Origin of the sequence: Neorhizobium galegae bv. orientalis str. HAMBI 540, from assembly GCF_000731315.1 — a bacterium.
GTDB classification, from domain to species: Bacteria; Pseudomonadota; Alphaproteobacteria; order Rhizobiales; family Rhizobiaceae; genus Neorhizobium; species Neorhizobium galegae.
This window is the reverse complement of sequence record NZ_HG938353.1, coordinates 4,411,725-4,424,666: the sequence shown is the minus strand read 5'-3', so window position 1 is coordinate 4,424,666 and position 12,942 is coordinate 4,411,725. Positions and strand designations below refer to the sequence as shown.

Below are 12,942 nucleotides of genomic sequence, written 5' to 3'. Positions count from 1 at the left end.
GTTAGCCATACCCCCTAGTTTTTGGGTAATCATAAATTGGTGTTGCATTGGAGAAGTTTCGGTGTCGAAGGCAGGGCGCGAAATTCTCGGCGGGACAACCTCTGGCAGGGATGGCACGGACTGGGATTCGTCTTTTCAATCAATGCGATCCTTCGATTGTGGGCAACCGGATAGGCTGCAAGGCTGAGCGACGGCGTCCGGCGCAAGGACAGTTGCAAAGCCTCACCAAAGCAAGCGCTTGCCATCCGGGCCTTGAGCCCTTAGCTCCTGTTTCACGAAACCTTAAGATTCCCGATGGCGCAGAAAACTTCCCTCTCCCGGCTGAAGCTCACCGATTTCCGCAATTATGCGGAAGCGGCGCTGTCGCTCGACGGGCGCCATGTGGTGCTGACCGGCGAGAACGGCGCGGGCAAGACCAATCTCTTGGAAGCCGTTTCCTTCCTGTCACCCGGCCGCGGACTGCGCCGCGCCGTGCTGTCCGACGTGACGCGCGTCGGCGCTGCCGCCGGGTTCACCATCTTTGCGGATGTCGACGGCATGGACGGCGAGGTCTCGATCGGCACCGGTATCGAGCCGGGCGAAGGCGAAAGCGTTACCCGCAAGCTCAGGATCAACGGCACCCCGGCCAGATCGACTGAGGAGCTTACCGACCACCTGAGCGTCCTGTGGCTGACGCCGGCTATGGACGGCCTCTTCACCGGCGCCTCCTCAGACCGCCGCCGTTTCCTCGATCGCCTCGTGTTGTCGCTCGATCCCGCCCATGGCCGGCGGGCGAGCGATTTCGAGCGCGCCATGAGGAGCCGCAACCGGCTGCTGTCGGAAGGCCGCTTCGACCCTTCCTGGCTGTCGGCCATCGAGGCGCAGATGGCGGGCCTCGGCATCGCCATGGCCGCCGCCCGGCAGGAGATGCTCGGGCTTTTGAGGGCCCTATCTGGCAATTCCGGCGAGACGCCGTTCCCGACGCCGGTCCTGACACTCGAAGGCTTCATGGACGGTGCAATGGACCGCCCGGCAGCCGACCTCGAGGAAGACTATCTCGACATGCTGCGCAATGGCCGCGGTCGCGATGCCGCAGCCGGCCGCACGCTCGACGGGCCGCACCGTACCGACCTGCTGGTGCGCCACCGCGAAAAGGACATGGAGGCCGCGCGCTGTTCGACCGGCGAACAGAAGGCGCTGCTGATCGGCCTCGTGCTTGCCCACGCGCGGCTGACGGCCGACATGACCGGTTACGCGCCGATCCTGCTGCTCGACGAGATCGCCGCCCATCTCGACGAAGGCCGGAGGGCGGCTCTTTTCGATCTCGTCCACGGTCTCGGCGGCCAGTCCTTCATGACCGGCACCGATCGGGCAATGTTTTCCGCGCTCGCCGACCGGGCGCAGTTCTTTACCGTCGCGCATGGCGGCATCAGCGTTTGAAATCCACCTTACGTGGCCCGGCGGCCGGTGATATGATTGCGCCATGGAAAGCCTGACCCCGGAAAAACTGAGCCAAGACGAGATCGAGCGCTACCGCCGCCATATCCTGCTGCCGGAAATCGGCGGCACGGGGCAGCAGAGGATGAAGAATGCCCGCGTGCTGGTGATCGGCGCCGGCGGGCTCGGCGCGCCGATCCTCGAATATCTGGCAGCCGCCGGCATCGGCACGCTCGGCATCATCGACGACGACCTGGTTTCCCTCTCCAACCTGCAGCGGCAGGTTATCCACGATACCGGCACGATCGGCGAGATGAAGACCAGGAGCGCCCGAGAGGCGATCGCCCGTCTCAACCCGCATGTCCGCGTGGTAGATTTCGAGGAGCGCTTTTCCGCCGAATGGGCAGCGCGGAAGCTCGCCCTTTTCGACCTGCTGATCGACGGATCCGATAATTTCGATACCCGCTACGCGGCGGCCGATGCTGCGGAACTCACGCGGATACCGCTGGTCACCGGCGCTGTCGGCCGGTTCGACGGGTCGGTGACGGTGATGAAACCCTATGAGGCGGGGCCGGACGGCGTTCTCAACCCCGGCTATCGCGATCTGTTTCCGGAAAAGCCGCCAGCGGGGCTTATCCCCTCCTGCGCCGAGACCGGCGTCGTGGGTGCACTGACGGGAGTCATCGGCACGCTGATGGCGATGGAGGCGATCAAGCTCGTCACCGGCATCGGCGAGCCGCTGGTCGGACGGCTGATGCTCTACGATTCGCTGTCGGCCCGTTTCGACACGATCAAATACAAGCGCCGCACGGCCAAGGCAGCCGCCGAGTGATCGAGCCGCCTGCAATCGAGCCCTTGATCGAGCCAGGGATCAAGATTGTCCGCATCGACGAGGATTTCGGACGCTGGGACGAGCTGCTGGCGCTTATCCTCTCCTCCTTCGCTTATATGGACGACGTCATCGACCCGCCCTCCTCGGCACATCGCCTGACGCTCGCGTCACTCGCCCAGAAGGCTCGCGATGAGATCGCGTTTGCGGCAATCGAGAGCGGCAGGCTGACCGGCTGCGTCTTCTGCAAACCGGAGCCGGGCTTCCTCTATATCGGCAAGCTCGCCATAGCCCCGGCCAGTCAAGGCAAGGGCATCGGCCGCCGGCTGCTGATCGTCGCGGAAGGGATTGCCCGGGAAAAAGGCTTGCCGGCACTGCGGCTCGAAACCCGCATCGAACTCACCGCCAATCACGCGACCTTCGCAAGATGGGGTTTCGCCAGGACGGCGGAGAACTCCCATCCGGGCTTTACCCGCGCCACCTCGATTGAGATGCAGAAGCGTCTCGACTGATCAGTTGCGGCCCGGAAGCACCCGGTTCGGCGGGCGGTGGCCGTCGAAGAAGGTGCGGATGTTGATGATCACCTTGTCGCCCATGTCGATCCGGCCCTCGATCGTCGCCGAGCCCATATGCGGCAGCAGCACGACCCGGCCCTGATGAGCGAGCTTGACCAGTTTCGGGTTCACCGCCGGCTCGTTCTGGTAGACGTCCAGCCCGGCGCCGGCGATCTTGTTGTCGCGCAAAAGCTGGATCATCGCCGCCTCGTCGATGATGTCGCCGCGGGCGGTGTTGACGATGATCGAGCCTGGCTGCATCAGCGCCAGGCGCCGCGCCGACAGGAGATGGAACGTCGCCGGCGTCGAGGGACAATTGACCGAGACGATATCGACGCGGGCGAGCATCTGGTCGAGGCTGTCCCAATAGGTCGCCTCGAGCTCCTCTTCGGTCGCCGGGCTGACGCGCTTGCGGTTGTGGTAATGGATCGACAGGCCGAAAGCCTTGGCGCGGCGAGCGACGGCGGTGCCTATGCGGCCCATGCCGACGATGCCGATACGCTTGCCCCATATCCGCCGGCCGAGCATCCAGGTGGGACTCCAGCCGGTCCACTCGCCGGGCTTGTCGGTCAGGATGCGCGAACCCTCCGCGAGCCGCCGGTTGACGGCAAGGATCAGCGCCACGGTCATGTCGGCCGTGTCCTCGGTCAGCACGTTCGGCGTATTGGTAACGGTGATGCCCTTCCGGGCTGCGGCATCGACATCGATATGGTCGAAGCCGTTGGAGAAGCTGGCGATCAGCTTCAGCTGCGGGCCGGCCTGCTCGATCAGCGCCTCGTCGATACGGTCGGTCACCGTCGGCACCAGCACGTCGGCCGATTTCATGGCGGCCGCCAGTTCGTCGCGCGAACGTGGCGTGTCGTCGATATTGAGTTCGGCCTCGAACAGCTCGCGCATGCGGGTTTCCACCGCATCCGGCAGCTTACGGGTGATATAGACCTTGGGTTTCTTCTTCGCCGTCATGAAACTCTCTGCCTGACGCCTTGAAGCACGAAACCTGGATGTATCCGGGTTTCGTGCTTCAAGCTTTTGTTCGACGCTTGTCGTTATCCCGAAACCCGTACCACTTTCAGGTGGCCTGCTTTAGGAGGTCCTTAACCAAGTCGCGCGATATTCAGTTCATCCAGGGCGTTTTCTACCAGACCCGTCAGCGAAGACAAACAAAACCTCGCGAGGTTCCCGAAAGCCCGAGATCGCTCAGCCGGAACCAAACACATGCGTCGCGCCATTCTCAGCTCTTTCATCGCTCTTTCCTTCGGGCTTGTCGCCTCCCTATCTGCATCCGCCCCGAGCTTTGCGCAGGGTGCGGCCAAGGGTCCGAGCGGCCTGCCGCTGCCGCGTTTCGTCAGCCTCAAGTCGAGGAAGGTCAATATCCGCATCGGCCCAAGCACAGACTACGCGGTGTCCTGGATGTATATGAAGTCCGGCACGCCGATGGAAATCATCCAGGAATATGAAAACTGGCGGCGGGTTCGCGATGCCGAGGGCACCGAGGGCTGGGTGAACCAGGCTCTGCTTTCAGGCGAGCGGACTGCGGTCGCAGCCCCCTGGATGCGCGGCAAGGGCAAGGATATCTACGTCAACGTGCGCCGTGACCCGCAAGGTACCGCCGCCGTCCTCGCCAAGCTGGAGCCGGGCGTCGTGCTGCAGATCAAGGAATGCAACGGCGACTGGTGCCGGGTCGAGACCAACGGCGCCGAGGGCTGGGTCGCCCAGGCCGAAGTCTGGGGCGCTTATCCCGGCGAGGCGTTCAAATAAGATTTTTCCTGCGAAGCCTCAGATGAGGCCTTCGCGCGCCGCAGCTTCGGTGAGCGACGCCATCGGGCGCGGGCCGATCTGCTGGATGCAGATGGCAGCGGCGAGGCAGCCGAGCTTGCCGCAATCCTCCAGCGAACGATCCTGCGTGTAACCGAACAGGAAACCGGCCGCGAACAGATCGCCGGCGCCGGTCGTATCGACCAGTTCCCTGATCGGATAGGCCGCGACCTTCACGCGTTCGTCGCCGCGAACGATGATCGCGCCTTCCTCGCTGAGCGTCACCGCCGCCAGCTTGCAATCCTGCGAGATCTTCTTCAGCGCCAGTTCGAAATCCTCGGTCTCGTAGAGCGACAGCGCTTCCTGTTTGTTGGCAAACACGATGTCGACCGTGCCGGAGCGCATCAAGTCGAGGAACTCGGCACGGTAGCGGCCGACGCAGAAAGGGTCGGACAGCGTCATCGACACTTCGCGGCCATGTTCATGGGCGATGCGGGCCGATTCGCGGATCGCTTCCTTGGCGCGCGGCGGGTCCCAGAGGTAACCCTCGAAATAGGTGACCTTGGCTTCCGCGACGACGTCCTTCTCGACATGTTCCGGGCCAAGATCGACGCAGGCGCCGAGATAAGTGTTCATCGAACGCTCGCCATCCGGCGTGACGAAGATCATCGAACGGGCGGTCGGCGGATTGCTGCCTTCCGGCCTGGTCTGGTAGTGAACGCCCTGGGCGCGGATGTCGTGCTGGAAGATGTTGCCGAGCTGGTCTTCCGCAACCTTGCCGAAATAGGCCGCCTTGCCTCCGAAACCGGCAATGCCGGCCGCCGTGTTGCCCGCCGACCCGCCGGACGCTTCGACCGCCGGGCCCATCTTCGAATAGAGGAGCTCGGCACGTTCGGCATCGATCAGGTTCATCGCGCCCTTGGTGATCGCATTGTCGCTCAGGAAATCGTCGTCGCAGCGGGCGAGAATATCCACGATGGCATTGCCGATGGTGAGCACGTCGAACTTGGGCATCCGGTCTTGATCCTCTCGGGAAACAGTTTGTCGCGAAAACCGGTATTCGGGTTTTCCACTGATTGGAAGGGAAAATAACCGCGATACCGGCAATCCGGGGCATTTTGGGCCGTCACTCTGGTGTCACGATCACAGGTTATACACTTGGCGATCCGGTTGTGTTGCCGACCACGGATGAACTGGCGGCTGACCACCGGATGTCCTGGACGAGACCAGGAGGGAAAGCGGGGATTGCCCCGCTTTTTTGTTCGGCGCCGGTCGCCACGCCTCGCTTTCAAGCGGCTTTTCTACATCAACGCATTTGTGGCAAGCCGCGACATGGGTTAGACGCATAAAACCGTCCCCACAGAAAGCCTGCCTCTTGTCCTCCGTGTTCCTGAATGTCGTGCCCCTCTTCATCCTGATCCTGATCGGCTGGATGGCGGCGAAAACCGGGATATTGAAGGAGGAGACCGGCGATGCGCTCGGCGAATTCGTCTTCAAGATCGCCGTGCCGATGCTGATCTTCCGGACGCTGGCGGATGCGCATTTCGAAGGCGCCTCGCCGTTCCGGCTGTGGACCGTCTATTTTCTCGGTGTCGCCATGACCTGGGCGATCGGTCACATCCTCACCACCCGCGTTTTCGGCCGGGATGCGAAGATCGGTGTGATCGCCGGCATGTCCGGCTCGTTTGCCAACAACGTCTTCATCGGCCTGCCGCTGGTAGCGCATGTGGTCGGCAAGGACGGGCTGGTGGCGATCTCGATCCTGCTTGCGATCCACCTGCCGCTGATGATGGTGGCCGGCACCATCCTGATGGAGGGTGCGGCCGCCAAGGTCGACGGCGGCGAAAAACGCGGCATTGCTGCGGTGCTCAAGCAGGTGGGCTCCAACCTTGCCCGCAATCCCTTGGTGATTGCGCTTATCATCGGCGTCGCCTTCAACTTCCTCGGCCTGCATTTCCCATCGGCGATCGCCATTGTCGTCGATCAGATTTCCGCCGCGGCAAGTCCGGTCGCTCTGATATCGATCGGCATGGCTCTGACGCGATATCCGATCCGGGGCGATATCGGCCTTTCGGGCACCGCGGCCGTACTCAAGCTGATGCTGCTCCCGACACTCGTCTTCCTGATGAGCCATCTGTTTGCCCTGCCGAAAGACTGGGCGACGGCGCTGGTGCTGACCGCGTCGGTGCCGACCGGCATCAATGCCTGGCTGATCGCGCAGCGCTTCCGCTCCGGACATAGTCTTGCGGCATCGGTGATCAGCATGACCACGGCATTCGGGGTCTTCACCGTCGGCTTCTGGGCCTGGCTGCTCGGCTGAGTTGCCGCGCCGGATCGAGTGCTGAAAATGAAAATGCCCGACTGACGCCGGGCATTTTCATTTGGACACTCTAAAAAGTCGCCGATCAGTTGGTGGCGGGCGCCGGTGCGGCGTTCGGGTCCGGAAGCGGAACCGGCGAATCAGCCAGCGTGCGCAGATAAGCGATCAGGTTGGCGCGCTCGGCATCGGCCTTGACGCCGGCAAAGCCCATCGCAGTACCCTTCACGAAAGCCTTCGGAGCCGTGAGGAAGTGGTTGAGGTTGTCGAAGGTCCAGTGCTCGGCGCCGGCCTTCGAGAAATCCTTCATGCCGGCCGAATAGGAGAAGCCTTCATGTTCGGCGACCGGACGGTCGACAATGCCCCAGAGATCGGGGCCGACCTTGTTCGGTCCGCCCTTCTCGCCGGAATGACAGCTCTGACACTTCTTGAATGTGGCTTCGCCAGCCTTGGCGTCGGCCTTCACCAGAAGCTGCGCGATCGGAACGGCAGCGGCAGCGGGTGCTGCGGCTTCACCAGCTGCGGGCTCTTCGGCGGCGACGATGGCAAAACCTGCCTTCTCGGGTACCTCCGAATGGAAAATCCCTTCCGAGGCAATGGACACCGACATCATGACGAAAACAGTAGCAAGCAGGGCGCCTGCCGCCATGTTGACATTGGGGTTCATCCGCAAATGCTCCTTCGCAACCGCCTCATGAGAAAGCGGACCATCTTGAAATCGCGCGGAACCTATGTCTTTTGCATGGTTGTTGCAACACGATTATCGTCCCGCGCGTGAGACTTTTTGACACTGTTTACGCGGGAATAGAAGGGTCTTTCCATGAAGAATTCGGCTTTTGACCGGACGCTGGTGTTGATCCCGGCACGAATGGCCTCGACACGCCTGCCGGGGAAACCTCTGGCTGATATTGCCGGCCTGCCGATGATCGTGCAGGTAGCAAAACGAGCCGAGGAAGCGCAGGTCGGGCGAATCATCGTCGCCGTCGACCACCAGGATGTCTACGACGCCGTGGCCGCCGCAGGCTTCGACGTGGTGATGACCCGCGGGGATCACCAGTCCGGTTCGGATCGCATTTTCGAGGCGGTGCAGAAGGCCGATCCGGACGCGAAAATGGACTTCGTGATCAACGTCCAGGGCGACCTGCCGACGATCGAGCCGGAAGCGGTGCGCGCTTCGCTGAGGCCGCTCGACAATCCGTCGACCGATATCGCGACGTTGACCGTCGTAATCACCGACGAACACGAGAAGACCAATCCGAACGTGGTGAAGATCGTCGGTTCGCCGCTGTCGGCGACGCGGCTGAAGGCGCTCTATTTTACCCGCGCCACCGCGCCCTATGGCAATGGCCCGCTCTATCATCATATCGGGCTCTACGCCTATCGCCGCGCGGCGCTCGAAAAATTCGTGTCGCTCGGGCCTTCCGCGCTCGAAAAGCGCGAATCACTCGAACAGCTCCGAGCGCTCGAAGCCGGCATGCGCATCGATGCCGAGATCGTTGACTCGGTTCCATTGGGCGTCGATACTCCCGCCGACCTTGAAAAGGCCCGTGCGATCCTGTTTGCCCGTGCCTCCTCGTAACGGATAACCCCATGAACGCACTCACCAATCGCATCGCCTTCCAGGGCGATTTCGGCGCCAATTCCGACATGGCCTGCCGCGACATGTTCCCGACCATGGAACCGCTTCCCTGCCCGACGTTCGAGGACGCCTTCCAGGCCCTCGAAAACGGCGAGGCGGATCTGGCGATGATCCCGATCGAGAACACGATCGCCGGCCGCGTCGCTGACATCCATCACCTGCTGCCGGAATCGCGGCTGCACATCATCGGCGAATATTTCATGCCGATCCGCTTCCAGCTGATGGTGCTGCCAGGCGTGACCCGCGAGGAAATCCTCACCGTCCACAGCCATATCCATGCGCTCGGCCAGTGCCGCAAGATCATCCGCTCGAACGGCTGGAAGGCCGTCGTCGCCGGCGACACGGCGGGTTCGGCCAAGATGGTGGCCGAAAAGGGCGACCGCACGATGGCGGCACTCGCGCCGCGGCTTGCGGCCGATCTCTATGGTCTTGAAATCCTGGCGGAAAATGTCGAGGACCGGGACGACAACGTCACCCGCTTCGTGGTGCTTTCCCGCGACGAAAAATGGGTGCAGCGGAACGATCCGGACGAGGTGCTGGTCACCACTTTCGTGTTCAACGTCCGCAACATCCCGGCTGCGCTCTACAAGGCGATGGGCGGCTTTGCGACCAACGGCATCAACATGACCAAGCTCGAAAGCTACCAACTCGGCGGCAAGTTCGTGGCAACCCAGTTCTATGCCGATATCGAAGGCCATCCCGACGACGCCCCGGTGCGCCGGGCGCTGGAAGAGCTGCGGTTCTTTTCGGAAAAGGTGCGGGTTCTCGGCACGTATAAGGGCCACCCGATGCGGGGCGCGCTGCAGAAGGGGTGAGGGGCGGCGGCGTTTAGCCGGCAAAACGCTCCGGTGGAGCGTTTTGAGCCTCGAACGCGCTGAGCAAAAGCGAAGTGCCGGGAGTGCACCATGCCGGAGGAGATGCAATCGACTTGGAAGCTCACAGCTGGGCATAATAACCCCTTGGTGTTTTGCGGTTTTCAGTTCGGCCGGGACACGTCGTGTGCCTCGAATTGAAATTTTAATAATGACACGCGACGTGTCCCGTTCGGTCTGTTTTTCCGCGCAACTCCGGTCCCTCTGCGGCGGCATGGTCTTACGTCCTTGCGGAATGCCATACCGGGTTGTGTGCGACACACGCACGCCCCGCCATTAGGCGAGAGGGAGACCATTTTCTGCGCAGCCCCTGGCGACCCACCTGCATGACGGCAGATCATCAAGGCACCGGTCCCGTCTCGCCGGTCATGCGGGCCGGTGTAGCCGAAACGGGACGGGTAGATTGTAGGCAGGGGTTTGGCGGGCGGGGATGAAAATAGACCGATTTGAGGGTAACTTTGCCTCAAGTGACTGATTTGCCTAAGCAAGCCCCCCTCTGCCCTGCCGGGCATCTCCCCCACAGGTGGGGAGATCACAAGCGGCATGATCCCCGCCTCCAAAACGCCGCCGCGAAACATGGGACGCTCAATGGAGGGTTGTGAGCAGGCTCCAGCCAATCTCCCCCCTTGAGGGGGAGATGCCCGGCAGGGCAGAGAGGGGGGTGCCACACCCTCCGCGACCGATCGCTTTTTGCGCTTACTCGGCACTCATCGCATAGACCCGCAGCCTATGCCCGTCCGGATCGGTCACGACGAACGTGTAGCCGAAATCCATCTCGACCGGCGTCTGCAGCACGCGCAGGCCACGGCCCGACCAGTCGGCATAGATCTTGTCGACGCCGGCGGCATCGTTATGCCTGAAGCAGATTTCCGAGCCGCCGCCGCACTCGCCCTTCACCGGCGGTTCAGCCGTGTGTCGTGACCACAGGCCGAGTTTCATCCCGGTGTTCAGCACGAAGAGCGCAAAGGTCGGTGACTTTTCCACGGGTTCGGCGCCGAAGAGGGCCTGGTAGAAATCCGCACTGGTCAGCGGATTGTCGACGAAGAGGATGGTGAAATCGGGGTGGACCATGTCAGTTCTCCTTGTGACGCAATTCCCTCTGCCGAGAATTGCTCTTGGTTGGGACTGACCGGAGATTATCGCAGCCTACTGTCAGATAATGGCAGCAGCGTTCATGGCTGGGGCGGAATTCCTTCAGCTTCTCGCCACTCCTTGAGCAAGACCGGCCGGCGGCGCGGATAACGCGTTTCCGTCCAAGCCGCAGAGGAAATGCGATCGGCCCGGAAATGCCGGAAATCCTGCCTGAGTTCGCACCAGGCGATCATGACCCGGACGCTCTCGAAAAAACCCAACGCGAATGGCCAGACCCTTCGATGGGTCAACGCCCCCTTTTCGTCCTCATAGGCCAGTTCGAGAATATGCTCGGCGCGGATGGCCCTGCGGATCAGCGCCAGGTCGGCCTTATCCTCGTTTCGCTTCGGCGCTCCGACAAGCAGCGTCGAATTGTCGAGGTCCTCTTTCAGATCCGGCGGCAGCACGGCGGCAATCTTGGCGAGCGCGTCGACGGCGCCGGCGGCCAACCGCGGGTCGGCGGTCTTTGCCACCCAGCGGGAGCCGAGCACCAGCGCCTCGATCTCTTCTTGCGAAAACATCATCGGCGGCAGCATGAAGCCGGGCCGCAGCACGTAGCCGAGACCCGCCTCGCCTTCGATGAAGGCGCCCTGCGCCTGCAGGCTGGCGATATCGCGATAGAGCGTGCGCAGGCTGACGCCGGTCTCGGCGGCAAGTTTGGCGCCGCTGACAGGCTGGCGGTAGCGCCGGAGCGTCTGGAGAAGAGCCAGCAAGCGCTCCGAGCGGGCAACGGTCATTTTGCTGAAACCCTCCGGCCCGATGATGAAGTCGATCTCGATTCGATGGGATCGCCCGGCCCTTCGCTTGCGCTCCGGGCGTTCCTCACTGCAATCGATTCACAGGATCGATTGCTCAGGCTTCGCCTGACCGTTCGTCACCCCACTCGATCCAGTCGCGGAGCAGGCGGTGGGCGATCGCACCCTTGACCGGAGCGAAAAGCGGGGCATCCGGGCCGGCATCGAGCATGGCGGCGGCCTCGGCCCGCTCGAACCAGCGGACATCGGCCATTTCCTGCGGATCGATCTTGATCTCGGTCGATTTCGCCTCGGCGTAACAGCCGATCATCAGCGAATGCGGCATCGGCCAGGGTTGCGAGGCGTGATAGCGGACCCGGCCGGTCTCGATGCCGGATTCCTCGAAGGTCTCGCGGCGCACCGCATCCTCGATTGTCTCGCCAGGTTCCACGAAACCGGCGAGGCAGGAATACATGCCCTCCTGGAAATGGTGGCTGCGGCCGAGCAGGCAGCGGTCGCGCTCCGTGTCGATCGTGAGCATGATGACAACTGGGTCGGTGCGCGGAAACATCATGTGCTGGCACTGGGTGCAGACCCGCTTGTAACCGCCGATCCTGGTTTCGGTCGGCGATCCGCATTTGCCGCAGAACTTGTTGGCCGCATTCCAGTTGAGCAGCGCGACGGCTTGCGCGACCTCGCCCTGCAGCTCTCCCTCGATGAGCTGGTCGCGAAAGAGCGCCCGGGCCTCGGTTGGCTTGTAGTGGCTTGCCAGTTCTTCCGCCGGGATCAGCATCGGCACGGCGATGCGGGGTTCGCCCGTCTCGTGGTAACCGAGCAGCACGGCGTTGTCGAAATCCGGCTTCAGTTCGGCAAGCTCGTAAGGCGAGAACAGCGGGTCGAGGATCTGGCTGTCGTGCTTCAGGATCAGCCGGCTGCCGGTGAAGGCGAGGATATGGGCGCCCTCCACGGCGAGCGCCTTCTCGACGCAATCGTCCTCACGGTATTCGGCGCGGCGGTCGAGCTTGTTGCCGGAAAAAGCCGTCAGCTTGCTCGGTTCGGGATGGGGTGCGTCGGTGTCGAAAAGGTTCGCTGTCATGAAAGGGCTTCAACCAGTTTGTTGAGAAAATCTTGTTTTTGTTGCTCTTCATAGGTCACCGACTGGCCGAAACCCCATATCGGGCCGGGCCAGTTCGGGTCGCCCTCGAACCGGGCGATGACATGGACATGCAGCTGGCGGACGATATTGCCGAGTGCGCCGACATTGATCTTGGTGGCACCGGTCACCGTCTTGAGGGCTGCTGCCACCCTGTTGACCTCGACCGAGAGCAGCGCTTGTTCCGCGGGTGAGAGATCGAAGATCTCGGTCAAGCCGGAGCGCTGCGGCACCATGACCAGCCACGGCCAGCGGCTGTCGTTCTGGATGCGCAGCTGACAGAGGTCCAGCGCCGTCACAAGATCGGAATCGCGGGCAATCCTCGCGTCCAGTTCGAATTCGCTCAAACTTTCCTCCCTTGTTTTTCTGTTCGATAGCAGTTTTTTACAGGGTTGGCTTGCATTTGGAAGCGTTATTGACGATATGGACGGTGGGAGGTTGGTGGTGGACGAGCCACTCGCCAACCGGGTCAGGTCCGGAAGGAAGCAGCCCTAACGAGCCAGGCACGGGTCGCCGTGCCAGCCTCCCACCCTTTTACTTGT

General features: G+C 62.5%; 14 protein-coding genes and 1 other RNA gene. 8 read left to right on the top strand and 7 right to left on the bottom strand.

The annotated features are described in order from the left end of the window. The first annotated feature begins 294 nt into the window (after positions 1 to 294). From recF to RG540_RS21250, 3 genes are read left to right on the top strand one after another with little or no spacing between them, the layout of a single operon-like run. Positions 295 to 1,419, top strand: a complete 1,125-nt coding sequence (gene recF, locus RG540_RS21260) for a DNA replication/repair protein RecF (protein WP_038592140.1) — start codon at positions 295 to 297, stop codon at positions 1,417 to 1,419. Positions 1,420 to 1,462: 43 nt separating this feature from the next. Next, positions 1,463 to 2,248 (top strand): molybdopterin-synthase adenylyltransferase MoeB, encoded by a 786-nt coding sequence (locus tag RG540_RS21255; protein WP_038592137.1) that lies wholly within the window; start codon positions 1,463 to 1,465, stop codon positions 2,246 to 2,248. A 38-nt stretch (positions 2,249 to 2,286) separates the two neighbouring features. Continuing rightward, complete coding sequence (locus RG540_RS21250) at positions 2,287 to 2,757, top strand: GNAT family N-acetyltransferase (protein ID WP_038594413.1); 471 nt, start codon at positions 2,287 to 2,289, stop codon at positions 2,755 to 2,757. Here the strand turns inward: RG540_RS21250 and RG540_RS21245 are convergent, their stop codons facing one another. After that, the gene (locus tag RG540_RS21245) at positions 2,758 to 3,762 is read right to left on the bottom strand and encodes a 2-hydroxyacid dehydrogenase (protein ID WP_038592135.1); all 1,005 of its coding nucleotides are present in this window, start codon (positions 3,760 to 3,762) and stop codon (positions 2,758 to 2,760) included. Positions 3,763 to 4,014: 252 nt separating this feature from the next. Between RG540_RS21245 and RG540_RS21240 the strand changes: the two genes are divergently transcribed. After that, positions 4,015 to 4,557 (top strand): SH3 domain-containing protein, encoded by a 543-nt coding sequence (locus RG540_RS21240; protein ID WP_038592132.1) that lies wholly within the window; start codon positions 4,015 to 4,017, stop codon positions 4,555 to 4,557. An 18-nt stretch (positions 4,558 to 4,575) separates the two neighbouring features. On the opposite strand, the gene RG540_RS21235 is transcribed toward RG540_RS21240, so the two are convergent. Continuing rightward, the gene (locus tag RG540_RS21235; RefSeq protein WP_038592129.1) at positions 4,576 to 5,568 is read right to left on the bottom strand and encodes an adenosine kinase; all 993 of its coding nucleotides are present in this window, start codon (positions 5,566 to 5,568) and stop codon (positions 4,576 to 4,578) included. A 361-nt stretch (positions 5,569 to 5,929) separates the two neighbouring features. On the opposite strand from RG540_RS21235, the gene RG540_RS21230 reads away from it, so the two are divergent. Next, on the top strand, positions 5,930 to 6,874 hold the full coding sequence (locus RG540_RS21230; RefSeq protein ID WP_038592127.1) for an AEC family transporter: 945 nt from the start codon (positions 5,930 to 5,932) through the stop codon (positions 6,872 to 6,874). A gap of 85 nt (positions 6,875 to 6,959) precedes the next feature. Here the strand turns inward: RG540_RS21230 and RG540_RS21225 are convergent, their stop codons facing one another. Continuing rightward, positions 6,960 to 7,538, bottom strand: a complete 579-nt coding sequence (locus RG540_RS21225) for a c-type cytochrome (RefSeq protein WP_038592124.1) — start codon at positions 7,536 to 7,538, stop codon at positions 6,960 to 6,962. Between the two features lie 153 nt (positions 7,539 to 7,691). Between RG540_RS21225 and RG540_RS21220 the strand changes: the two genes are divergently transcribed. Both RG540_RS21220 and RG540_RS21215 read left to right on the top strand, forming a co-directional pair. Then, the gene (locus RG540_RS21220; RefSeq protein ID WP_038592121.1) at positions 7,692 to 8,450 is read left to right on the top strand and encodes a 3-deoxy-manno-octulosonate cytidylyltransferase; all 759 of its coding nucleotides are present in this window, start codon (positions 7,692 to 7,694) and stop codon (positions 8,448 to 8,450) included. A gap of 11 nt (positions 8,451 to 8,461) precedes the next feature. After that, a complete protein-coding gene (locus tag RG540_RS21215) occupies positions 8,462 to 9,325 on the top strand; it encodes a prephenate dehydratase (protein ID WP_038592119.1) in 864 nt (287 codons plus the stop codon). A 753-nt stretch (positions 9,326 to 10,078) separates the two neighbouring features. Here RG540_RS21215 and RG540_RS21210 read toward each other — a convergent pair. The 4 genes from RG540_RS21210 to RG540_RS21195 form a co-directional block, all read right to left on the bottom strand. After that, the gene (locus RG540_RS21210) at positions 10,079 to 10,453 is read right to left on the bottom strand and encodes a VOC family protein (protein WP_038592118.1); all 375 of its coding nucleotides are present in this window, start codon (positions 10,451 to 10,453) and stop codon (positions 10,079 to 10,081) included. A gap of 101 nt (positions 10,454 to 10,554) precedes the next feature. Next, on the bottom strand, positions 10,555 to 11,250 hold the full coding sequence (locus tag RG540_RS21205; protein ID WP_038592117.1) for a helix-turn-helix transcriptional regulator: 696 nt from the start codon (positions 11,248 to 11,250) through the stop codon (positions 10,555 to 10,557). A 115-nt stretch (positions 11,251 to 11,365) separates the two neighbouring features. Further along, positions 11,366 to 12,343: an NAD(+) diphosphatase gene (gene nudC / locus RG540_RS21200; protein ID WP_038592115.1), complete on the bottom strand. Its 978-nt coding sequence runs from the start codon at positions 12,341 to 12,343 to the stop codon at positions 11,366 to 11,368. Continuing rightward, on the bottom strand, positions 12,340 to 12,747 hold the full coding sequence (locus tag RG540_RS21195; protein WP_038592113.1) for an HIT domain-containing protein: 408 nt from the start codon (positions 12,745 to 12,747) through the stop codon (positions 12,340 to 12,342). The genes nudC and RG540_RS21195 overlap by 4 nt, the downstream gene beginning before the upstream one ends. 86 nt (positions 12,748 to 12,833) lie before the next feature. Between RG540_RS21195 and ffs the strand changes: the two genes are divergently transcribed. Next, positions 12,834 to 12,930: signal recognition particle sRNA small type (gene ffs, locus RG540_RS31445), an RNA gene on the top strand. Positions 12,931 to 12,942: the final 12 nt, after the last annotated feature.